We start from the raw sequence: 24,058 nt of genomic DNA, 5'->3' as shown, positions 1-24,058 counted from the left end.
ATTGATTGATTTAAGATATACAGCTAATGTTTGATATTTTTATACGAAGACCAGTACTCTCCCTTGTAATCTCCTTATTTATAACACTACTAGGAGCGCTGGCTTTCTTTACCCTGCCAGTAGCCCTTTTCCCAGACATAGCTCCCCCATCTGTTTCCGTAAGAGCTAAATACCGCGGAGCCAACGCCATGGTAGTAGCCAACACCGTTACCACGCCCCTCGAAAAAGCCATCAACGGCGTACCTGGCATGACCTATATGTCGTCTGTTTCCAGCAACAGAGGTACTTCTAGCATAAAGGTTTATTTTGGTGCTGGCGTAGACCCAGACCAAGCGGCAGTGGAAGTGCAAAACCGTGTAACAACTGTTGTAAGCGACCTGCCAGAGGAAGTTATAAAAGCAGGAGTTACCACAGAGAAAGAGGTGGAAGGCCTGTTGCTCTACATTAACGTGATGAGCGAAGACACCGAACTTGGCGAAAAGTTTATCTACAACTTTGCCGACCTGAACATACTGCAGGAACTAAGAAGAGTAGACGGTGTGGGTTTTGCCGAGATAATGAGCACCAAAGACTACTCTATGCGCGTGTGGCTGAAACCAGACCGTATGACAGCCTATAAAGTATCTACAGATGAAATCATAAAAGCTATTAAGAACCAAAACATTGAGGCAGCTCCCGGACAAATAGGTATAAGTTCTGGTAAAACGCCTCAGATGTTGCAATACGTACTGCGCTACACAGGCAAGTTCTCCGAGCCAGACCAATATAACAAAATCGTTATCAGAGCAAACGATGATGGCTCTGTACTACGGCTGAGGGATGTGGCAGACGTGGAGTTGGGAAACCTGAACTACGGTCGAATTTCCAAAACAGATGGTCAACCTGCAGCTTCTATCATGATCATCCAGCGACCTGGTTCCAATGCCCGCGATGTGATTAAAAGAGTGAAGGAACGGATGGTAGAGCTGAAAGCAAATACCTTCCCCCCTGGCATGGACTACAAAATAACCTATGACGTCTCCCGCTTTCTCGATGCATCCATCAAAAACGTGTTAACCACACTCCTGGAAGCTTTCATACTGGTGTTTATTGTAGTGTTCATTTTCTTACAGGATTTCCGCTCTACTCTTATACCTGCCCTGGCTGTGCCTGTGGCCCTGATCGGTACACTGTTCTTTATGGAGCTACTAGGGTTCTCGCTTAACCTACTCACTTTATTTGCACTGGTGCTGGCCATTGGTATTGTAGTAGATAACGCCATTGTGGTGGTAGAGGCTGTCCACGCCAAAATGGAGGAAGAAGGTCTGTCGCCACGTGCTGCTACCTTTGCAGCTATGCACGAAATAAGCGGTGCCATTCTAGCCATAACATTAGTGATGTCAGCAGTGTTTGTCCCTGTTGCCTTTATGTCGGGGCCTGTAGGTATATTTTACCGCCAGTTCTCCCTTACGCTGGCTATTGCCATTGTTATTTCAGGTATAAACGCCCTAACCCTTACCCCTGCGTTATGTGCCATTATACTGCGAAACAACCACCACACAGAAAAGAAAAAGAACTTACTGCAGCGCTTCTTTGGCAAGTTTAACAACGGCTATAATGCCTTAGCCAACAAATACAGAGGCAGTGTTATGTTTTTGGCCAGCCGCCGATTGGTAACAGGTGCTTTGTTGCTTGTTTTCTGTGCCGCCACCTGGGGCATCAGCACTATACTCCCGACAGGTTTTATCCCGACAGAAGACCAAAGCGTGATTTACCTGAACGTAACCACACCAGCTGGCGCAACAGTGGAGCGAACCGAACGGGTATTGGATGAGATTAACCTGGCAACAAAAGGCCTGGCCGAAGTAGAATCTTTTACATCGCTGGCAGGCTACAGCCTCTCTACTGGTTTATCGGGTGCCTCTTTCGGTATGGGCATGGTTAACCTGAAATCGTGGGACGAACGTGACGAGCCTATTGGGGAGACCATTCGAAAACTGGAAGAAAGAACCAGGCATATCAAAGATGCCCAGCTTGATTTCTTCCTCCCTCCTACCGTACCTGGCTTTGGTAACTCCAGCGGTTTCCAGATGAAAGTGTTAGACCGTACGGGCAGCGGCAACCTTCAGAAAACAGATGAGATACTGGACGAGTTTGTTGCAAAACTGAAAGAAGCACCAGAAATCAGCACAGCCTTTTCAGAGTTCGATCCCAATTTCCCGCAGTACCTGATCCAGGTAGACCAGGATATGGCTGCCAAGAACGGTGTTACAATAAACCAAGCTATGAGCACATTGCAGACACTCATAGGCGGCTTGTATGTATCCGACTTTATCCGTTTTGAGCAAATGTATGATGTGATGGTGCAGGCAGACCCTAGTTACCGTGCAAGACCTGAAGACGTGCTTAAACTGCAGGTGAAGAACGATGACGGGGAAATGGTGCCTTATTCTACCTTTATCAGCATGGAAAGAGTATACGGGCCAGAGCAGCTTTCACGACACAACATGTATATTTCGGCCAAAGTAAAAGGAAGCCCAGCTCCTGGCTATAGTAGTGGTGATGCCATTGCGGCTATACAAAGAGTGGCTGCTGAGACATTACCTCGTGGCTATACCTACGACTGGTACGGCATGACGCGGCAGGAAATATCTTCAGGAAGCCAGGCGATTTATATCTTCATAATCTGCCTAATCTTCGTGTACCTGCTCCTAGCTGCACAGTACGAGAGCTTCCTGCTGCCGCTGCCCGTAATTCTGTCGCTGCCAGCTGGTGTGTTCGGAGCCTTCTTTGCCCTCCACCTGCTCGGCCTCCAGAACAACATATATGCGCAGGTAGCCCTGATCATGCTTATTGGTTTGCTAGGTAAAAATGCCATCCTTATTGTTGAGTTTGCGGTGCAAAGGCGCAACGAGGGGAAATCGGTACTGCAAGCTGCCATTGAAGGGTCTGTAGCAAGGCTGCGCCCAATCCTGATGACTTCCTTCGCCTTTATTGCTGGCTTGATACCACTATGTATGGCATCGGGTGCTGGTGCCCTGGGTAACCGATCTATAGGTACGGCTGCAGCAGGTGGTATGCTGATTGGTACCATTGTAGGCTTGTTTCTTATTCCTGGGCTTTATGTACTGTTTGCAAGCATGATCGGTAAAAAGAAAGCGAAGCAGCAGACAAAAGAACCTATAACAGAAGAGATAGAAGTATCTGTATCAAATAACTAAGATTAACCAGCTATATGTCGTTTCATAAACCTTTTACTAACTATTTATACTTCTCTTTCTTTTTGCTGCTGATAAGCAGTTGCAAGTTGTTATCGCCACCTGAAAAGCAACCCTTGCCTTCGCTGGCAAAAATGCCCGCCTCTTTTGACGGCAACACCGACAGCACCAGCCTGGGTGACATCGCCTGGAATAACTTTTTCAACGATGAGTACCTAGTTAACTTGATTGATATAGCCTTAAAAAACAACCTGGACCAGTTGGTAGCCATACAACGCATCGAAATGGCTCGGGCGAATTATGCTATTGCCCAGGGAGCTACACTTCCTTCGCTGGATGTCCGCTTCAGGGCCAGGTCAGGAAACATTTACAACAACCTGCTGAGCGGCACGATTTACGGCGACCGCAACACCGTTACGCAAACACAGAACCATTTTCTTGGCTTGCAAAGCACTTGGGAAATAGATTTATGGGGCAGGCTGAAGAACCGCAGAAAAGCAGCCTATGCCCGTTTTCTGGCTACCGAACGTGGGCAGCACCTGCTTACCACCACACTCGTAGCCGAAGTTGCACGGCTTTATTATGAGTTGCTGGGCCTAGACAACGAATTAGAAGCTATTGAAAAAAACATAGAACTGCAGGAAACGGCTCTGGAGATTATAAAGATACAGAAAATAGGCGGCAGAGCTACTGAATTGGCTGTACAGCAATTTCATGCGCAGCTACTGCGTACACAAAGCCTGGGGTATGAAAAGCGCCAACGAATTACAGAATTAGAAAACCAGTTGAACCTTTTGTTGGGAAGGTATCCTCAAACTATACCAAGAGGAGAGTCTATACTTTTGCAGCATTTACCAGAAATAGTTAACACAGGGGTTCCCGCCGATCTGCTGTTGCGGAGGCCCGATATACAGCAGCAGGAACTTGAATTGATAGCCGCCAAAGCAGATTTGGAAGCTGCACGTGCAGCCTTTTTACCATCTGTAACTATTACACCTTATGCGGGTCTCCACTCCCGAAGCATTCCTTCTCTTTTCAATACTCCAGAGTCGTTAGTACTAGGCTTTTTAGGAGGCATAACCGCTCCGATCTTCCAGAACAGAATCATCCGTTCGGAACATAGCAGATCAGCAGCCTTGAATAAAGAAGCTTTTTACGCCTACCAAAGAAGTATTCTGACAGCATACCAGGAGGTGATGACGAACCTGCAGAAGGTTGAAAATTACAAAAAAGCCTACGCCTTAAGAGAACAGGAAGCGGAAGTGCTTACCAGTGCAGTGAGTACCTCCAACGACTTGTTTATGGCTGGCTATGCCTCTTATCTGGAAGTAATAACAGCACAGGGTAGTGTGCTGGATGCAGAGCTAAACAAAGCCAATACCCGTAAAGAAATCTTTTTAGCCTTAATAGACCTTTACCGCTCCTTAGGCGGCGGCTGGACACAAACACCATAAGTGTAAAGCACCTGGCACAGAAAACTTCTGTGCAGCTAGAAAGGTAAAAAGAAGTGATTCCTAGTGAAAAATCTATTTAAATCTTAAGATATGCGTGTGTTTTTAGTGCCAGGCTTCGGTGAAGATGCATCTATTTTCGATAAGATTTACCCTCATTTGCCAGGAGAAAAGATCTTTCTGAACCCATGGGAGCTACTAGGAAACCAACCAAGGCCTGAGCTAAACGCACTGCAGTACGCAAAACAACTGGTAAACTGGCATGCCATAAAACAAGAAGACATTTTAATAGGCCACTCTACGGGTGGTTGGGTTGCCCTTTACATAAAGCACATCCTAAACTGCTCTATCATCCAGATTTCTTCCTGGACAGAAAAAGAGAAGGTAGTAAAGCCTAGTACCAATACAAAGCTAGTTTATTGGCTTACCAAAAAAGGGCTACTTTTTAATTCGCTCACAAAGCGCCTGCTTATCAAGAAGAACTATCAGGGAAAACCATCCGCACCAGTTTTCGCCTTCGTCTTTGATAAGCTGATAAAAGGAAACAAAAACAATGTTAACAACCAGCTACGACTCATTTTCAATGATGTTCCTGAGCCTGTGACGGTAGAACCCGATATAAGAATACATGCCAAGCCAGACAACATAGTAAAATACCCTGACCAGCCATTCCTGGAAGTTCCAGGAGATCATTTCTCCCTGTACACCCATCCAGAAGAAGTCTATGCACCTATTGTAGCATTTTTGGAGGTGCGCATGGCTGGCAGCAGTCAATAAATGTTCAACTACAACTCACCTACATCAACAACCAATTGTGCAAAGCTTAAATCAACCTCCCACACGAAACTCACACTTGGCTAAGGGAGTAAAACAAGTTTAAATTAAGGAGGTGCTGGATGAACTTGAAGAGAAGAATATGGAGCTTTGGAATGCTGCTGTGGCTGTGCTTTTTCCCCTTTGCCTGCAGGCAAACTCCGCAACAAAAAAGTGATAAATCAGATAAGGCTGTTACCTTAACCATACCAAATTATCCACTTCAGAACGAGCATGACCTTGATATATTGCTGCAGGAAATCGGTGACGCAAAAGTAGTTTTACTCGGAGAGGCTTCGCATGGCACATCGGAATATTATACCTGGCGGGCCGCCATCACCAAACGACTGATTCAGGAGAAAGGATTTGATTTTATTGCCGTAGAAGGAGAATGGGCAGACTCTTATCGGGTAAACCAATTTGTGAAAGGTGAGCCTCAAGACAGTGCCGCAGCAGTAGCACTTCTGGAGCAGTATAACAGGTGGCCTACCTGGATGTGGGGCAACTACGAAATCGCCTCACTGGTAAGCTGGCTCAACAGGTATAACCAGAACGTTCCTGCCGCATCTAAAGCAGGTTTATATGGGCTAGATGTTTATTGCCTGTGGGAATCGATGACTGAGCTGATGCCCTACATAAAAGAGCACCCTTCTTTAGTCAAATCAGCCAGTGAGGTGCACCAATGTTTTCAGCCATACAGTGCAGACGTGATGCAATATGCCCAAGCCGTAGCCAGTGCTTCCGCAAACTGCAGGGCAGAGACAAATAGGCTATGGAAGGAAGTGCAGAAGCTGGCGAAGGCTAAGGGAGCTGCCAAAAGCGAGGCTCAGTTTGTGGCGGAGCAGAACGCCTTGGTTGCTTTAAACGGGGAGCGCTACTACCGTACAGCCGCCACCAACAGTTCAGAATCCTGGAACATCCGCGACCGCCACATGATGCAAACCCTAAAGCGTTTACTCCAATTTCATGGACCGACATCTAAAGCTATTGTGTGGCAGCACAACACCCACGTTGGCGACGCCCGCTACACAGATATGGTTGATAATGGTGAGATAAATGTTGGCCAACTGGTACGCAAAGAATACGGCCAGGATAATGTTTTCATCGTTGGCTTCGGCTCCTACAGCGGCTCTGTGATAGCTGCAGGAGCCTGGGGCGCTCCTATCAAAAAAACAGAAATGCCTCCTGCTGTGCGAGGAAGCTGGGAACAGATTCTGCACCAGTTAAGCCCTAGAAACAAACTCATTTTATCGAGAGATCTTAAAGACAATAAGTTGCTGAATCGCCCTGTAGGGCATCGGGCAATTGGTGTGATTTATAACCCCGCTTTAGAGCATTTAGGCAACTATGTACCCTCTGTTATGCCTAAGCGATACGATGCCTTCATCTATCTGGACAGCACGAGCGCTTTACACCCTATCGAGACGATCATAGTCAGCAACGAACCGTCTGATTTGTTCCCTTGGGGTACTTAGCACTTCGGATATTAGGTGTTGGGCTGCTGTGCTTACTACTGCTAATATGCCTATAAGTTGAATATTGAAGTGCTTGTATTGCTCTAATCAAGAATGTTGCTCATCTTGTAGGCTTATTCAGTTCAAAGCTAAACCTCCCTTATGACATTCAAACATACATGCCTAGCAGCAGCTTTATGCCTACTGAGCTTCGGATGCTCTCATACAAAAAACACTCTTACTACAAATGAACTCACTGCCAAGGCTTTACAGCCTTATGGCAGGTACTTTCTAAACAATGCACAGCAGCTAGAGTTGGTAAGTTCGGCGGTACATTTTGGCTATAGCTTTGAAGGTAATGAAAGCCAGGTTATTGCTTCCATTCCTGATGCTAATGGCCACAATTACCTGCAGTATGAACTGGACGGCGTGTATCAGGAAAGAGTAAGAATTCCAGGAAACACAAAAGAACCTATCGTCATTAAAGCACCCACAGCTGGGAAACACACGGTTTGGATTTATAAGGCGACCGAAGCACACACAGGCCCTATTGCAATAGAAAGAGTTACAGGCAATAATATTCAACCGCTGCAAAAGCCTGAGGCTCCCATTATAGAATTTATCGGAAACAGTATTACTTGCGGTGCAGCAGCCGACCCATCTGAGGTGCCTTGCGGCACTGGCGATTACCACGACCAGCACAACGCTTACATGGCTTATGGGCCTAGAGTAGCAAGAGCTTTAAACTCGAAATTTGTATTAAGCAGCGTTAGCGGCATAGGTATTTACCGTAACTGGAACAGCAATGGGCCTACTATGCCAGAGATTTATGAGAAAGTGAACTTCCAGGCAAATAATCCGCAACTATGGAATTTCAGCACCTTTACGCCTCAGGTAGTAAGTATTGCCTTAGGCACAAACGACTTTAGCAATGGCGACGGTAAAAGCGAGCGACTGCCCTTTGATAGTGCCAGCTTTGTTAGCAACTATATAAACTTTGTTAAGCAGGTTAAGGCAAAATACCCAGCTGCACAAATTGCTTTGCTGAGCAGCCCGATGACAGGCGGAGACAGCAGAACAACTTTACAGAACTGCCTTACAGCGGTAAAGAGAGAGGTTGATCAACTTTATCCGTCAGACAAGCCTGTTGCTCTACACTTTTTCCAGCCCATGCAGGCCAGAGGTTGTACAGGCCATCCAAACGTAGAAGACCATGCTGTTCTGGCCGCTGAACTCACTCCTTTCTTTCAAAAGCTGTTGACAACTCCTAAAAACTAAGTATGAATGCAGTTCTGATAGTTTGCAGTTCTTGAGGCATTTGTCTCAAGAATTGCATTAGTTATACCATATAATATTTAGCTGCTTCCAAAACTTTGAAGAGTGAACTTTTCTATTCAAGCTTTAAGGCAATAAACTTTTGCCAAGTGCACAGATGACGATTTTCTGTTTGAGCGTTCAGCGAGTGGGGGTAGTGGCCCTTAGCCTGACGGCTATGGGCCACTACCCCCATCAAGGAGAAAAGTAAGGCCTAGCTGGCGAGGAGAAAAGCCTATTAGAAGCAATATGCTTCACAAATTGCAGAGGGGCTTGCAAGTCCTAATATAACTTGAACCCAATACAGCGGCTAGGCTTGTTATGGCAGCATATCAGGTCTAGTCGCTGTCCTTTTTACCCCTACCCCCACTCGCTGAATGCTGCAACAGTGAAACGTTCAAATTGTACCTCGCCAAAGCTTCATGCCTTTCTGATTTCTATTTTGTTCCTGCTGCACTTTAAAGTCATAAAAGAATAAAAGTTATGCAATTTTATAAATGCTTTATGCCTTCTGTAATTAAAAGCAAAACACAAAGCTACTGTAAATTTACATGCGTGAAAATACCCCTATATTATTGCTTATCAACCTTCAGTTACTGTATGTGTGCAATTGTTAAAGCTACATGAACTGGCAAAACAGCTAACCTATTCTAATTTGCTCCGTTTTTATAATTAGGATAAAGTACAAAATACAAACTAATGAGAAATTCAAAAGGCAAAGCAGCTGAAAAGCCTAGAAATATACCTGGATCAGGTTGGAAAGAGGTTATGTTAAGAGTAAAGGAGCAACTGAGCACCGACAACATTAGCATTGTGGCTGCGGGTGTGGCTTTCTATTTCTTCCTTGCCATTTTTCCAACGTTAGCTGCTATTATTTCCATTTATGGCCTTTTAACTGAACCTGCTCAGGTAGAGCAACAAATGGCGCAGTTAACATCTGTACTGCCACAAGAAACCCACCAAATGCTGACAGAAAGGCTACACAGTATTGCTCAGAAGTCTAGCTCCACGCTGGGATGGGGTGTTTTGCTGAGTATCTTACTGAGTTTGTGGAGTGCTAACGCTGGCACAAAATCCTTATTTGAGGGCATTAACATTGCTTATGATGAAAGGAACGACAGAAGTTTCATCAAACTGACAGGGGTTACCATGCTGTTTACCCTTGGCGGCATTATAGTAGGCGGTTTGGCTTTCACTCTGGTAGTTGCTTTCCCAGCTTTTATAGATCGACTAGGGCTGCCTGATAGCATTAAAACAATTTTGCAGTTGAGCAGGTGGCTTCTTTTAGGAGTTATAGTTATGCTATCGTTGGCTTTTTTATACAAAATTGCTCCATACCGTGATAATCCCAAGTTTAAGTGGGTTAGTTGGGGTTCTGGCATAGCTACCGTACTTTGGATCATCGGTTCGCTTCTTTTCTCATGGTATGTAAACAACTTCGGCAACTATAACGAGACCTATGGACCTGTTGCGGCAGTTGTTATCATGATGCTTTGGCTTAACCTAACTAGCTTTATTGTTCTTTTGGGAGCTGAAATCAACTCTGAACTAGAACACCAAACAATGAAAGACACTACCGTTGGCGAAGAAAAACCAATGGGCCAACGCAATGCCTACCATGCAGACCATGTGGCTGGAAGAGCAGACAAAAAGTAGAGCCTTCGCTGATCAGTGTTTGTCTTTACTAGCTATACCTGTATGCTGTTACTTTAAGTCATTTAAGCGTAGCAGCCCTCCTACTCTGTACCAACGGTAGCCGTAGCCTTCAATATTTATTTTATGGACCCCTGCCTTGTCTGGTTTAAGTGTCTCTTGCTGCAGTAGGTTTTCCAGGCGCACTTTGGCGGTCGCCCCCGAAGTAAAGCTTACCTGCTGCGGCTGTTCGCTAAAATTGTGAACCAACACTAAATGGCTGCCGTTCCACTCGTACTCCATAACCAAAACATCTGGAGAATTTGCCTCCAGAATCTGCCATGCTCCCCAACCAATTTCTGGGCACTGCTTCCGAAGATCAATTAGCTTTTTTGTCCAGTTCAGAAATGAATTCGGATCGCGTAGCTGCGCTTCTACATTTACCCGCTTATAACTATACTCTCCTTTATCAATCACAGGGTTGTCTAGCTTCTTGTTAGCAGAGGAGAAACCTGCGTTTTTATCGGCTGACCACTGCATGGGGGTGCGTACTGCCTCCCGCTCTTTTAAGCTCAAGTCGTCGCCCATGGCAATTTCGTCGCCGTAGCGTATAACTGGAGTACCAGGCAAAGAGAACATTAGGCTATAAACCATCTCCATTTGTTTACGATTTTGGAGCATGGGCGCCAGGCGGCGGCGTATGCCACGTTCGTAAAGCTGCATATTCTTCTTAGGCCCAAACTCCTCAAACACTTTATTACGTTGTGCTTCCGTAAGCCGCCCCAGGTCCAGTTCATCGTGGTTGCGCAGGAACTGTGCCCACTGCGAGGTAGGCGGAATATCGCGCGTGTCGCGTAAAGCTTTTTTCAGGGGTTGCAGATCTTTTGAGGCAAGCGAATAGAACATGTGCTGGTTCACATAAAAGTTAAACATCATATGGATTCCAGTTCCTTCATCGCCGAAGTAGCGCATGTTTTCATCTGGCAACACGTTTGCTTCTCCCAATATTATGGCTTCGCCTTTGCGCCACTGTGTTAATTTTCTAAAGCTGGTAATCTGCTCAAAATAATGTATCGGGTCTTCTCTGTCAGATCGGGGGTCTTCAATAATGAAGGGAACGGCATCCAGGCGATACCCATCCAGATCCTGCCTTAGCCAAAAGCTAATTATACGCTCCACCTCGGCCTGCACTTCAGGGTTCTTGTAGTTGAGGTCAGGCTGAAACTTGTAAAAACGGTGCGAGTAATAGGCTCCTGCTTCCTTGTCGTATGTCCAGGTTTCTTGCTGCACTCCAGGAAAAACCATGCCTTTGTTCCAATCATCAGGCCGCTCCTCCGACCACACATACCAGTCGCGGTAGCGGGAGTTTTTATTTCTGCGCGCCTCCTGGAACCAAGGGTGCTGAATGGAAGTATGATTCAGCACCAAATCATTGATCACCCGCATACCCCGCATATGTGCCTGATAAATAAATTCAGCAAAGTCGCCTTCCGTTCCTAAACTAGGGTCTACGCCATAGTAATCTGTAATATCGTAGCCGTTATCCTGCATGGGTGAGGGCTGAAACGGTGCCAGCCACAGTACATTTACTCCCAGCATCCGCAGGTAATCCAGCTGCTGCGTTAGTCCTTTTATATCACCAATTCCATCGCCGTCAGAATCCTTAAAAGCGTCCACATCAACATTATAAATGATACAGTTTTTGTACCATAGGCCTTTTGTTTGATGTGGTGAGCTAATTTTTTTTGGTGTGGGAGGATTGTCTTGAGCCCAGGCAGTTGGCAGCACCATAAACATCAGCAAGTTTACAGCTAAGCCAGAGACGAATTTGTTCATATCAGATGCGTAGGAGATACTCGCATCTAAACGAAGTTCCTCACCTGCAAGGTTACAAGCTACAGACTTCTAACAAACACATTACATCAAGCGCAGCAGTGCTCCGTACAAAAGCCTTATATTTACCATTATTAACAACGATGGAGCATGAAGATAAAAAACTGGGCTGGCAACATAGAATTCAGTACTGATCAGGTACATTATCCCAAATCTATAGAGGAAGTACAGCAGCTTGTAAAGAGGTTTGATAAACTAAAAGGGCAAGGCACCCGCCATTGCTTCAACACAATTGCGGATAGCAAGGATAATCTTGTATCGCTAATAGACTTAAATAAGGTTGTATCGCTGGATACGAATGCAAAAAAAGTTACAGTTGAAGGTGGAATCAAATATGGAGAGTTAAGCCCATACCTGCACGAGAATGGATATGCGTTGCACAACCTGGCATCGTTGCCGCATATTTCCGTGGCTGGTTCTGTCATCACAGCAACACATGGGTCAGGTAGCCAAAATGGAAATTTAGCAACGGCTGTAACTGCATTAGAGCTTGTTGCTGCAGACGGTAGCATGCATACCTTTTCTAAGGAAACCTCTCCTGAGCATTTTTACGGTGCTGTTGTTAATCTTGGTGCGCTGGGTATCGTTACAAAACTGACGCTCGACATTCAGCCATCCTTTACAATTCGGCAATATGTTTTCGAACAGCTACCGTTAGCCCAACTAAAAGATCATTTTCATAAAATAGTAGAGGCTGGCTATAGTGTTAGCCTTTTCACCACATGGGCAAGCGATAGCATAGATGAGGTTTGGATTAAGAGCCTTGCAGAGGAAAGTGCCATGTTTGAGAAGATGCAAGATTTTTATGGTGCAAAGGCAGCAACCAAGGATTTACATCCTATAGCAGAACTGTCTGCCGAAAACTGTACGGCCCAAATGGGTGTTCCTGGCCCTTGGCATGAGCGGTTGCCGCACTTTAAGATGGGCTTTATGCCCAGCAGTGGCACAGAATTACAATCTGAATACTTTGTTCAGAGCCAACATGCCGTAGAAGCCATACTTGCCATAGCGCGTTTAGGAGAAAAAATAAGCCCTTATCTTTTGACTTCTGAAATACGCACCATTGCCGCGGATGATTTTTGGCTGAGCCCTAGTTACAAACAAGTAAGTGTGGCCATACATTTTACTTGGAAGCAGAATTGGCCAGCCGTAAGCAAGTTGTTACCTATCATAGAAAAAGAGTTGGCTCCATTTAAGGCAAGGCCACATTGGGGAAAGTTATTTACAATGCCGCAGGCAGCGTTAGAGCCTCTTTATGAAAAGATGGATGATTTTAGAAAACTGGTTTCAGAATATGATCCACAGGGTAAGTTCCGTAACGAGTACCTAGAAAGCACCTTATACAGCAGTTAAAAATCGAGTAATCTTGTTTTATTCTCTGATGTTGTTCCTGCTTTAAGAAGTGATTTGAGCTGCTAATATAACCTATTGCAAGAATATGTCTGTGCGGGATGAATTAAACCTGCACTAGCCGATACCTTAAATAAAAAAAGGAGCATTTAGCTCCTTTTTTTATTCTTTATTAGATTCTATCTGTGTTATTGGCGTCTCCCACCTCCTGAAAGTGAGTGGCTTGTTTAATGGTTTTCTCTTTTCCATCGGCATCTTCATAAGAGCGCTCCTCCACTTCTACTGAAAGGCTCTTCCCCTTTAGTTCTTTAGAGTCTACTTCCCTTTTTTCTATACCGAGTGCTTTTAAGAAGGAAGCCAGTATCGGCTGCCCTGGCTCGCTCAGGTAGAAACGTTGGTTTACAAAACCATCCTCATTCTCCAAACGGCAGTTAATAAAAGGAACCTCTTTGTTTTCACTTTGCCCCTCTTCTACTTCTGTTACCTTTACCACATGCCTGCCTTCTGACAGAAAAGGTTTTTCATTTATGTTCAGTTTCATATTTCAAGCTCTTTGTTTTACTAAAATTATACGCATTATTGTTGCTCATGTTCTATCAAAGTCACTAAAAACTAATATTGTTAGCAACAATACCTTTATATTGAAAGAGTGATTAGTGTAAATGCAAAACAATCTTCATACAACATGCGCTGATTAGGCTTGATTTCGTAATACTTATTGCACCTTTAAATCAATAGCCCTTGCTTAAGATCATCTTATATATTGCTGCTATACTACTTATCTTTTACCTGCTACTTATGGCCTTAGCATTTTTCCAACAGGAACGGATAATTTTCTTTCCGCAGAAATTGCCCAAGAACTACCAGTTTAAATTTGACCAGGAGTTTGAGGAAATATTCATACCTACTAAAGATATAATCGAGCTACATGGTTTACTTTTCAAAGCCCCTGCTCCTAAGGGAGTGGTGTTTTACTTACACGGCAATGCTGGCTCCCTAGACACTTGGGGTGAAATAGCCAGTGTATACACAGACTTGAACTATGATATTTTCATCCTCGACTACCGTGGATTTGGCAAAAGCGAAGGAAACATAAGCAGCGAAGAACAACTTTTTGATGACGTACAGACAGCTTATGCAGTCATTACTCAGAGGTATTCTGAAAGCCAAACAGTAGTTATTGGTTATTCTATAGGAACGGGCGCAGCCGCCATGCTGGCTTCCGTCAAACAACCTAAGCAGTTGATTTTGCAAGCACCTTATTATAGTTTGGGCGATTTAATGCGGCAGTTATACCCTTTTATACCTGCTGTGCTACTAAAATATAAGTTTGATACCTATCGTTATATCCAAAACACAGAAGCTCCAATTGCCATTTTTCATGGTGGTATGGATAAAGTTATTTATCCTGGTTCAACGGAAAAATTAAGAGCACACTTAAAACCAACAGATCGGGTAATTTTACTTGAAGGGCAAGGGCACAACGGCATGAACGACAATCCTATTTATCGAAGAGAGTTAGCACAAATACTAAGCAGTGGCAAAGGAAGTTAGTATACCAAATAACAGAAAGGACCGCATAAAAAGAACAAAAGAGCACTTTATTAAGTAAGCAACATTTAAGTATAGCGATTATAACGATGGAAGGCATCTTCAATAAAACAGAAAAATCACCTCATACCAGTTATTCACCGCAAAACGAGCAGGAAGCCTGGATAGCTATTCTGCATGCCTGCATGGCGGTAGATGATGATGTTGCAGACGAAGAACTAGAGGAACTATCAAACACGTTAGCTTCTAAAACCTTGTTTGAAGGGCATGATGTACTGGCCTATAGCAAAAAAGTATTTTACGCGCACCACGATGTAGGCAGCAAACGACTGATTGATAATGCTGTAGATAAAGTTGCACCAGAAAATAAAGCAACTCTATTTTCACTTACCGTACAGTTGGTACTTGCTGATGGTGTTGTACAGGAGAAAGAAAAAGAGCTACTAAATTACATCCATTCAGCGCTAGAACTAGACATAGACTTGGCAACGAAAATTATAGAAGTTATCCTGATCTTAAACAGAGGCAATATTAAATAAACTCCAGCACCACACGTAAACTTATAATATACAAGACATAAAGTGTGCACTGTCTGCCTAAGTTTTAAAAGCACATTCAATATGATAGTGCTTTATGCTATGATACCTGTGTCGCTCTACTTATGCCCTTCGCGGAAGCCAATCATTTATAGGTGATAATCGAGGTAAAGGAAACCTTCTTCATGGGTTGTCTGGAAACTGGATTTATGGCCTCTACCACACCATCCTTCTTTAGTTGGTCAAAAGCATCTTTATAGTTCCCTCTTATGTAGCTGGTCCCGATGTTGTGGTGCTTGTATATACTCTCAATCGGAAGGTTATGGTAAAAGCTAGCTTTGGAGGCCAGATCTGCTATTAAGTTTTTAATGGAGTACCTGTACTGCTCCTGAAAAAGCGACAACTGGTGCTTTATGTTAGCTCCAAACAGAGGCACCCCGTCTTCCTGATAGTCGCTGTACATAAGCATGAGCTCTTTCATTTTCATGTAAGCAGCATCTGTTTTAGTTACAAAAAAGAGGTAGTGGCCCGTCTGGTTCTTTTTAGGGAGGCTAATTTTGAAACGAAAGGTCTTGTAATCTTTTTCTTTGAAGACCTCTTCAAAATTATCAACTATAAAATCTTCTCGCTGCGAGGCATCCTGGTACCGCTCACAAAAGTTCTTGATTTTCGCTATGCGCTCTGCACCAAAAACATCGAATAGAATGTCTCTTTCTGCTGTGGTTAGTATAGCTACTCGAATTTTAGCTGGATTGAACAACATGAAAAGGTCCAGGCCCCACCGTTTTATAGATTGCAACAGCAGCTGTTGTGCGAACTGGTAACCGAACGGATCGAGGTACATCAGCGTCGGGGTTTCGGTTCCGAGCAGTTTAGCCAGAAGGCTAAAGTTTACTTCCTCGTTTAAAATAACAGGCTTGTGAATCAGCTCCTCATAATAAGGCAGATTTTCCAAATTATTTTTCAGCTTAGTTACAACGTTCTGCTTTTCATCATTAAAAAAGGTGCGCACTGTCTTGTTCAGATTAAGCTTTCCTGTCGAGCCAAAAACACTATTGAGTATTTTAACTGGCGAGGCTGGCTTTCCATCCTCGTTTAAGCCCTCACCAGCAAACAGATCAATAAAAGCCAAGCTGTGTGTGGAGCGGTAACGCTGCTCCAGCAACATAGTATTGCTCCAGACCTTAAAGTACTCGTTCAGTATCTCCGATTTTATCTCAGGGGTTTTCCGTTGTGTCGCAAAAAAATCGCTTATATCGGCAGTAGACATTATCAATAGTTAAAATTTACAGTGACAGGAAATCTTTACACACCCCATCCTCTCCTGCTGTACTTGCTGTTTGTATAAGAGATGGTATATTATTACATAACCAAGGCAGATGCACAACCTGCCCTTCACAGCAAATTTAGCACGAATGGTTTAAATGCTTCTCACTAAATATCACTTCGTTATTTTCAGGAAGGTTAAAAAGTAGAGCAGTTAAACTGAGGACGAAGCACCAAATACTCAGTTACAATATTATCCTATGTTTGCCATTAAACATTATCTTGTGTAAAAGAGCAGAGAGGAAGGATAAAGATTCACTGTTTTATTAGGTCTTCGAACTTGTTTAACATGATAATCCCCTTCCTTTTATATGGTTACTTTGGACAGTTCCATTAAGCCTCTAGAGCTTGCATCAGGATAGAGAAAGCTACCATAATTTGCTCTTTTCAACTTATTTTTTTCCCTTAACTAAACGCTTGAAGTTATGGACAGCCCAGCAAGACTCAAAGTAGTTGGTATTGACGTAAGTAAGGATTCTCTGGCTGCGAGCCACCTGGCCCAAGGGACGGGGCAGCACATGGAGACGGAAAACAACCAGGCCGGCTTCAGGCAGTTGGTCAAGCAGTGCGGCGCGGATAGTCTGTACGTGATGGAGGCAACGGGTATCTATTACCTCCAGCTGGCCTATTACCTGCACGGACAGGGTGCGCAGGTGGTCGTGGTGAATCCACTAATCATCAAGCGCTACATCCAGATGCACCTGGGCAAGGGCAAGAGCGACAAGAAGGATGCCCAGTGGATCAGGCGCTACGGGGAGCAGAACCAAGTGCCATGCTGGCAACCAGACGAGAGGCTGATCGTGGAATGCAGGCAGCTGGAGCAGGTTATTGAGCAGCTCATCAAGCAGAAAACCATGGTGATCAACTCTTTGGAGGCCCTGAAACTGCAGCCGGTCACAAGTCAGTTGGCCACCAAAAGCCTTAGGCAGACGCTCAAGGTACTCGAAAAGCAGGTCAAGCAATTGGAGGCTCGGCTACTAGACAGCCGGGAGAAGGCCTTTGCCAGGGAGATAGAGCTGCTTTCCTCAATCCCGGGTATCGGCAAGAAGACAGCGGGCATGCTGCTGCTGTTTGCCGGCGGCTTCCGAGACGTGGACAATTACCGGCAGCTGATTGCCAAAGCCGGTCTGTATCCCCGGGAGTATACCTCCGGCTCCAGCGTCAGGGGGAAAGTCAGAATCACCAAGATGGGGGGCGGACTGATCAGGGGTAAGCTGTTCATGTGCAGCTTCTCGGCTAAGAGATCGAACGCGGCTTGCAAGGCGCTTTACGAGCGGCTGGTGGCCAAGGGGAAGAACGGAAAATTGGCTCTGATAGCCGTCTGTAACAAACTGCTCAAACAGGCATTTGCTATTGTAAAACCTAGTATTCCCTACCGCCCCGATTTTGCGACTGTTTCGACCTAAAAAACTTGACTTTTAACACAGTTCATGTTAATCTAAAACAGGTAAACATGCATCTCCCATAGAACTAACCCTATACTGCATTTCGTCCGTACAAGAATATACACTGGTATTAACCAGAAGTAAATTATTAATGTTGAACAAAAGAGAAAGAGAAGGAGGCATATTATGAGTAAAGATAGCAAAGGACAAGGTGTAAGCGGACAAGGCGCAGGAACACAGACAGGCCCTGTAGCAGGTGGAGCAGATAACACACGCTGAGTGAACAAGCCAAGCAGAGAAGGACACACAGCTGGTGCAAAGCCAGGTGGAGAAAACCCTGACAAGGACACGCAGCAAAATGCGACAACCACTACCCGTGGTGCAGATAGTACTGACAAGGAGTTCCGTAACAACCAGCCAAATGCCAGCACGCTAAAAGGAAATAAAAGCAACGAAGGATTGGGGAACGAAAAATAAAATCATCAGTTGCCTATGTTGTAGGCACATTTAATTTATATACAAAAGCCCCGAGAGCTATCTGCTCTCGGGGCTTTTGTATGTTCAGAAAGTAACTACTTCAATTCATTAAGTACCTTATACATCTTCTGCACTACACCTGAGGTGGAGCCATTGTAGTTATTCACCAGGAAAGCGAAAACATACTCTTTTCCGTCTTTGCTTCTATGGTAGCCACAAAAGCCTTTTACGCCACGTATGGTACCGCTCTTCATTTTCATGCCGTTGTAGAGCGGCAGCGAAGTATAAAACCCGTTAAACCAAGCTTGCTTTTGTGCATGCTGTAACACCTTTACCTGGGCATGGGTCGTAACGCGGTTCAATGGCGAAAGTCCTGACCCATCTACGATATTTAATTCTGATTCTGCAATGCCCCTTCCTTTCCAAAACTCCTTTACCAGCTTCACTCCCTTTGCCGTTGACCCATTTTCGGAGTTCTTGTAAGCTATCGTTTTTAACAAAGCCTCACCATACAGGTTAATGCTTTTCCTGTTAAACCAAAAGATAATGCTGTCCAGCGGAGGTGAGGTGACGGTATGGAAAGGCGTGAAATTTTGTCCTGATGCATTGACCCCGTTTTGAAGTGTAGCTGTTTTAGGCATTTGTATACCTAACTGTTTAAGGGTATCGGCCAGCGCACCTAAAAACTGCTGCGAAGCAGAAGGTACTGCACCTGATATTTTAAAGCTGCTTTCATTTATAGGAATAGTACCTCTTATAGCACCTGTAGCTGCATTTAAGGGGAAGTAGATGTAAGCATTGTCTCCAGTACCAGCGGCAGCTGAAGTTAACTCAGACCGCAGTGCAAAGCCGTGCAAACGAGGAACGGTTTTAACAATGGTGACAGGATCTCCTATACGGCTACCTGACTTTAGATGCACATCGTATTGGTTTTCGCGCCAGTTCAGTTTTGCTGGTCCAGCGCCGTAGTAGTTGCCTACATCTTGCCACATCCAGCCATCTGGTATGGTTTCTTCGTTCCAACCATTGTTGGCCAGCTGCACTTCGTTAAAAGATTTTATTCCTGTGTTTCGGATGGCACGAGCCAAACCTTTCATAACAGCCCCGTCCTGAGTTTCTGGCCAGCGCCAGCTACCGAAGGTAGGATCGCCAGAGGGCAGAATAATAAGGCTTGGCTGCTGCCCCCTCTGATAAGCAAAGGTGGTTTTATACCTAAAATCAGCACCTAAGAGTTCATAAGCGCTTGCACTGGTAATTATTTTTTGTGTGGAGGCAGGCGCTAATCCTACGCTGCTGTTTTTATCGAACACCACCTGCCCTGTTTTGGCATCTACCACGTACAAAGAGGCAATGCCGTTGCTTAGTTGCGGATCGTTCTGAAAAGTTTTGAAAGCGGCTGTAAGTTTTTCTGAAACAGACTGCGCCAAAACATTCGTATGAATAAAGGCACATACTACCAAAACAGAGGCTTTTACTATCGTTAATTTCATAAACCTAAAGTAAGGGATTTATCCACCAAAAAGGCAAAATAAATTAAATGCTCATAAACTCCAGCTCTTTCATGCTTCTTAGCCTATTTTAGGCCTTGGCTAAAATCAACTAATCTTGCAAAATTATTGTTAAAAGTTAAGGTGCAAGCGCCTATTCTTAGAAGTACTTAGCTTTTACCTAAAAAAATCATAAAACAGATACTTATGCAGCAATTAAGCTCAAAAGAATATAAAAACGAATTTGTAAACACCTTCGACGGCGACGATAGCGGCGAATTACATCCGCGCCAGACACCAGGTGTCTTATACAGCAAAGCCACTCCTACCCCCGTAAAAAAACCGACTTTGCTGGCATGGTCTGAAGACTTGGCAAAAGAGCTTGGAATAGAGAAGCCTTCTAGCCAAGAGGAAACAGACATATTAGGTGGCAACTTAGTTACTGACACCATGCAGCCTTACGCGGCTTGTTATGCGGGGCATCAGTTTGGCCATTGGGCAGGGCAGTTAGGCGATGGCCGTGCCATTACCTTAGGCGAATGGGAAGTAGCTACTGGTAAAACTTTCGAATTGCAGCTTAAGGGTGCAGGCCCTACCCCCTACTCGCGCAGAGCCGATGGCAGAGCAGTGTTGCGCTCGTCTGTTAGAGAATATCTTATGAGTGAGGCAATGCATTATTTGGGCGTGCCCACTACAAGAGCTCTAAGCTTGGTAGCAACAGGCGACGAAGTGCTGCGGGATATGTTCTACAACGGAAATGCGGCTTATGAACCAGGAGCCATCGTGATGCGTGTAGCCCCGAGCTTCCTGCGTTTCGGCAACTTTGAAATGCCCGCTGCCCGAAAAGAAATAGACAACCTTCGGAAACTGGTAGACTGGACCATTTCACGTTATTACCCGCACATACAGGGAGAGGATAAGGTACTGCGCTGGTTTAAAGAGGTGCTGGAACGCACAGCCGCCTTGATGGTAGACTGGATGCGCGTAGGCTTTGTGCATGGCGTGATGAACACCGATAACATGTCGATACTGGGGCTTACCATCGACTACGGCCCTTACTCCTTCTTAGATGACTACGATCCTAAATTTACTCCGAACACCACCGACTTGCCTGGCAGAAGGTATGCATTTGGAAGACAGCCAGCTATTGCGAAATGGAACCTGGGTTGCCTGGCTAGTGCTCTTGCGCCTTTATTTTCAGGTACAGAAGAACTAGTGGCTGCTCTGGAGGGGTATGATGCTATTTACTGGGAGAAGTATTATACCATGATGGCAAATAAGCTAGGCCTTGAGCAAGTTGACAAGGAGAACGTAAGTTTTATTGATGACTTTGAGAAAGCCTTGATAACGCTGAAACCAGATATGACTATCTTTTACCAGCTGCTGGCAGACCTTCCGCTTGAGTTACAGGATGAGCAACAAGTGGCAGATCATTTTAAAGAGAGTTTCTATGCAGCACCCGATAAAGCAGAGCGACAATTGCTTTATAATACGACGCAGGCATACGTGGAAAAGTTAGGCAAAAACACTGCTCCCCGTGAAGAGTCTCAAAAAAGAATGCGTGCAAATAACCCAAGGATTATACTTCGCAACTATCTCCTGTCGCAGGCTATTGAAGGGTTGGAAAGTGGGGACGATAGTTTATTTATAAAACTGCAGGAAGCGTTGAAAGATACTTACTCCAACAAATCTGATGAGTTCTTTGCAAAGCGACCTGAATGGGCAACCAAAAAAGCAGGATGCTCTATGCTTTCCTGTAGTTCTTAGTTTTGTTGAGGACGAGCAGTCAAATTAAAGGCAACCATTGGTAAGCATACATACTAATGGTTACCTTTATCTTCTTTTAAGCATAAGGGAATATAACAGAAGGTACATTTTTGCTCCAGCAGCTTTACATAGGTTCTAACTTTAGTGCATCTGTCGCGTATGGAGTGTCAGCGCGAGCTGAGGTTAAATACAACTTTGTATAACCTGCTATTTATACTGACCTCAGCTTCTTTAGCTATTTCGATGCTACGACACATACATAAGTAGCAGTAATATTAACACCATATATGGTCATTTTTGAGCGCCCTTACATCACAATTAAATACAATGAGCAGGAAAACTGTGTTTACACAGAATGGCATGGCTTTGCAAACAGTAAGGAATACAGGGAACCTTGAACACGTATACAACAATCGCTAGAGACTATAAGGTAACAAAATGGATTGGCAACACTAAAAATGCTAAAGCAATTCGGCCTGTAGATTAAGAGTGGACCCTAAAAGAGTGGGTATACGATTTTGCAAAGTATGATGTTAAAAGAATGGCAGTGATCGTCTCAGATGACATCTTTAACAAGATGGCTGTAGATAACATACTTCGTAAAGGGACTGACTTAGTGAAGTTTGACATAAAGTATTTTAGTAATGTGGAAGATGCGAGGAAGTGGGTATCTGAAATAGATTAAGCAGAAGCTCTCTTATGAAGTCTATATGATTATGAGTTACATAAACACTGAAGGCGGAACGAGAACCCACTGCCGAATAACATGATCCAATCTTGTTGCTGATTTCGGTTTCCGCCGAAACTTACGAAGTATAGGGTAAGCCTTTTAAAAGAAAAAGCAGCTCCCTTTCTATAAGAACTGCTTTTTCTGTTGATCAAGCATGCAAACTACCTACAGCCAAACCGCCTGTCGGCTTACAACATTAACATGCTTTGGAGCCAACACCATAATAAACTTAGCCTTTGCATTCAGCTTTTTCTCCAGCACTTCCAGGGCTGTTTGCAGGCTATCCGCCACTTCCTCTTTGGCATACTCTCCATTTTTATAATGGTAGTTCTGGTACAACCGTGTATCCGCAGCCTCAATGCTTTTGAGGTACGTAACTATTTCACATTCATTCACATGAGTTGCTTCATTTAAATAAGCAACCTTAAAGCCTTTTCCGCACCATTCTTCCGACGCTGCAAACGCTGACTCAAAGTCAGGAAAGCCTGTCAGCAAGAAACCTGTTCCTAAATCCACATATTTCATAGCTCTATAGTTTAATTTCTATTCAAGGCATCGCTTCTTGCCCATTTAAGTTTGTGTAGAAGCAATCTGTATCGATTATTGCTTCCAAGGGAGTTCTTTGTTCACTCTATACATTAGACATCTCAAATTTCTTTTTAGTGCCCAAAAGCATCATAAATAGTAACTAACTACGCAAAAACTGCATAAAATACTGATTATTAAACCTAAGCGAATTTATGCCTAGTACCAAGCTTACAGTTAGCTACACAGAAAGTAAAAAACCTGTAACATCATTTTTTATCAGAACCTTAGGTATATATACCTATTATAAAAACAGTATTTAACCTTGAATTATTTTACCTGAACTGCAGTTATTTTCGCCACGCATTCCTTAGCCTGAGAACGAAAATCTATGGATGAGAATTTACAAAGAGCTTTAGAAGAATTTGAGCAGCTGGTACGAGACGAGGATATAGACTCTTTCTACATCTACATAGATAAAAAAAGCCTTTTACTCAAAGCAAAAAATAAAGTAGTGGAACAGGAGGTATTCGTATCAAAAGATATGCTCCAGACACTCTACAATTTCTTTGGGAGCCTCAAGTGCATAGAGTGTTATTCGTATGATTATACCAGTTTATAAAGTCTGCTGAATGCCAGCATCTTACTCAAAAAATGCTGAGCGAGGGGGAATACAAAATATCAAGCACTGCATAAACATCCAATTTATTTTACAATTACAGCTGCGGCTTTTTATACTTAGGGCGTCTAATTTAGGAACTTTTAATTCTGAATAGCTGCTTACCTTTGCGACTATGGAGATAACAGGAAAATGGACAAAAGATGAAGAGGGCTTCATGGAGTTTGAAACATCGGAACTACAGCGTTATTATGAATCAGTAACTGATAAATACCACCAGGTATACAACCGCTACCTCAATGAGTTTGAAGATGATGAGGCTTACTATAAAGCAAAAGAAGATGGCTATGAAATGGTAACAGATTATAAAAACATAGATGTTCATGAACAGTTTGTTACTACCTATTCCACTCCTGCTTATGTGGTAGATGTGTGGTATGAGTTTGATGAAATATCACAGAAAAGAATCTACCAAAGGGGACACATCAGAATATGCAGTAAATAGTATTTGGGAGTGTAATTTAAACTGTGTCATTTCCATATTTCAATTT

General features: G+C 44.0%; 20 protein-coding genes. 15 read left to right on the top strand and 5 right to left on the bottom strand.

Translation table 11 applies throughout. The features are described from left to right. Positions 1–26 precede the first annotated feature (26 nt). The 6 genes from LN893_RS14555 (at position 27) to LN893_RS14530 (ending at position 9,885) form a co-directional block, all read left to right on the top strand. The gene (locus LN893_RS14555) at positions 27–3,200 is read left to right on the top strand and encodes an efflux RND transporter permease subunit (RefSeq protein WP_229971286.1); all 3,174 of its coding nucleotides are present in this window, start codon (positions 27–29) and stop codon (positions 3,198–3,200) included. A gap of 14 nt (positions 3,201–3,214) precedes the next feature. Continuing rightward, a complete protein-coding gene (locus LN893_RS14550) occupies positions 3,215–4,651 on the top strand; it encodes a TolC family protein (RefSeq protein ID WP_229971285.1) in 1,437 nt (478 codons plus the stop codon). A 90-nt stretch (positions 4,652–4,741) separates the two neighbouring features. Beyond that, positions 4,742–5,425, top strand: a complete 684-nt coding sequence (locus LN893_RS14545; protein ID WP_229971282.1) for an alpha/beta fold hydrolase — start codon at positions 4,742–4,744, stop codon at positions 5,423–5,425. 125 nt (positions 5,426–5,550) lie between these two features. Beyond that, positions 5,551–6,936, top strand: coding sequence for an erythromycin esterase family protein (locus LN893_RS14540; protein WP_229971281.1), 1,386 nt, complete (start codon positions 5,551–5,553; stop codon positions 6,934–6,936). 141 nt (positions 6,937–7,077) lie between these two features. Beyond that, entirely contained in the window at positions 7,078–8,193 is a 1,116-nt protein-coding gene (locus tag LN893_RS14535) for an SGNH/GDSL hydrolase family protein (protein WP_229971279.1), read from the top strand. Positions 8,194–8,928: 735 nt separating this feature from the next. Further along, complete coding sequence (locus tag LN893_RS14530; RefSeq protein WP_229971277.1) at positions 8,929–9,885, top strand: YihY/virulence factor BrkB family protein; 957 nt, start codon at positions 8,929–8,931, stop codon at positions 9,883–9,885. Between the two features lie 48 nt (positions 9,886–9,933). Here the strand turns inward: LN893_RS14530 and LN893_RS14525 are convergent, their stop codons facing one another. Next, positions 9,934–11,697 (bottom strand): alpha-amylase family protein, encoded by a 1,764-nt coding sequence (locus LN893_RS14525; RefSeq protein WP_229971275.1) that lies wholly within the window; start codon positions 11,695–11,697, stop codon positions 9,934–9,936. A 147-nt stretch (positions 11,698–11,844) separates the two neighbouring features. Between LN893_RS14525 and LN893_RS14520 the strand changes: the two genes are divergently transcribed. Further along, positions 11,845–13,107, top strand: a complete 1,263-nt coding sequence (locus LN893_RS14520; RefSeq protein ID WP_229971273.1) for an FAD-binding protein — start codon at positions 11,845–11,847, stop codon at positions 13,105–13,107. Between the two features lie 169 nt (positions 13,108–13,276). On the opposite strand, the gene LN893_RS14515 is transcribed toward LN893_RS14520, so the two are convergent. After that, positions 13,277–13,645, bottom strand: a complete 369-nt coding sequence (locus LN893_RS14515) for a hypothetical protein (protein WP_229971271.1) — start codon at positions 13,643–13,645, stop codon at positions 13,277–13,279. A 257-nt stretch (positions 13,646–13,902) separates the two neighbouring features. Between LN893_RS14515 and LN893_RS14510 the strand changes: the two genes are divergently transcribed. Together LN893_RS14510 and LN893_RS14505 are read left to right on the top strand one after the other, a co-directional pair. After that, on the top strand, positions 13,903–14,658 hold the full coding sequence (locus LN893_RS14510) for an alpha/beta hydrolase (protein WP_229971269.1): 756 nt from the start codon (positions 13,903–13,905) through the stop codon (positions 14,656–14,658). Between the two features lie 86 nt (positions 14,659–14,744). Then, positions 14,745–15,194, top strand: coding sequence for a tellurite resistance TerB family protein (locus LN893_RS14505; protein ID WP_229971267.1), 450 nt, complete (start codon positions 14,745–14,747; stop codon positions 15,192–15,194). A gap of 142 nt (positions 15,195–15,336) precedes the next feature. Here LN893_RS14505 and tcmP read toward each other — a convergent pair whose 3' ends face one another. Beyond that, complete coding sequence (gene tcmP / locus LN893_RS14500) at positions 15,337–16,461, bottom strand: three-Cys-motif partner protein TcmP (RefSeq protein ID WP_229971265.1); 1,125 nt, start codon at positions 16,459–16,461, stop codon at positions 15,337–15,339. Positions 16,462–16,942: 481 nt separating this feature from the next. On the opposite strand from tcmP, the gene LN893_RS14495 reads away from it, so the two are divergent. Together LN893_RS14495 and LN893_RS14490 are read left to right on the top strand one after the other, a co-directional pair. Beyond that, positions 16,943–17,923 carry an IS110 family RNA-guided transposase gene (locus LN893_RS14495; RefSeq protein ID WP_229971263.1) on the top strand — a complete coding sequence of 327 codons (981 nt, stop codon included), beginning with the start codon at positions 16,943–16,945 and terminating at the stop codon, positions 17,921–17,923. A 258-nt stretch (positions 17,924–18,181) separates the two neighbouring features. After that, the gene (locus LN893_RS14490) at positions 18,182–18,379 is read left to right on the top strand and encodes a hypothetical protein (protein ID WP_229971261.1); all 198 of its coding nucleotides are present in this window, start codon (positions 18,182–18,184) and stop codon (positions 18,377–18,379) included. Between the two features lie 95 nt (positions 18,380–18,474). On the opposite strand, the gene dacB is transcribed toward LN893_RS14490, so the two are convergent. Beyond that, positions 18,475–19,869, bottom strand: coding sequence for a D-alanyl-D-alanine carboxypeptidase/D-alanyl-D-alanine endopeptidase (gene dacB / locus LN893_RS14485; protein ID WP_229971259.1), 1,395 nt, complete (start codon positions 19,867–19,869; stop codon positions 18,475–18,477). A gap of 204 nt (positions 19,870–20,073) precedes the next feature. On the opposite strand from dacB, the gene LN893_RS14480 reads away from it, so the two are divergent. Both LN893_RS14480 and LN893_RS14475 read left to right on the top strand, forming a co-directional pair. Further along, positions 20,074–21,633, top strand: a complete 1,560-nt coding sequence (locus tag LN893_RS14480) for a protein adenylyltransferase SelO (protein ID WP_229971257.1) — start codon at positions 20,074–20,076, stop codon at positions 21,631–21,633. A 541-nt stretch (positions 21,634–22,174) separates the two neighbouring features. Further along, entirely contained in the window at positions 22,175–22,318 is a 144-nt protein-coding gene (locus LN893_RS14475; protein WP_229971255.1) for a hypothetical protein, read from the top strand. A 210-nt stretch (positions 22,319–22,528) separates the two neighbouring features. Here LN893_RS14475 and LN893_RS14470 read toward each other — a convergent pair whose 3' ends face one another. After that, positions 22,529–22,888, bottom strand: coding sequence for a hypothetical protein (locus tag LN893_RS14470; RefSeq protein ID WP_229971253.1), 360 nt, complete (start codon positions 22,886–22,888; stop codon positions 22,529–22,531). 391 nt (positions 22,889–23,279) lie between these two features. Here LN893_RS14470 and LN893_RS14465 point away from each other — a divergent pair, with 391 nt between their 5' ends. Beyond that, entirely contained in the window at positions 23,280–23,510 is a 231-nt protein-coding gene (locus tag LN893_RS14465) for a hypothetical protein (protein WP_229971251.1), read from the top strand. Positions 23,511–23,682: 172 nt separating this feature from the next. Further along, positions 23,683–24,012: a hypothetical protein gene (locus LN893_RS14460; protein ID WP_229971249.1), complete on the top strand. Its 330-nt coding sequence runs from the start codon at positions 23,683–23,685 to the stop codon at positions 24,010–24,012. The last annotated feature ends 46 nt before the right edge of the window (positions 24,013–24,058 follow it).

The organism is Pontibacter harenae, assembly GCF_020907245.1.
In the GTDB taxonomy this organism is placed as follows: Bacteria; Bacteroidota; Bacteroidia; order Cytophagales; family Hymenobacteraceae; genus Pontibacter; species Pontibacter harenae.
The sequence above is the reverse complement of the archived record's forward strand: the minus strand, read 5'-3'. Positions and strand labels throughout refer to the sequence as shown.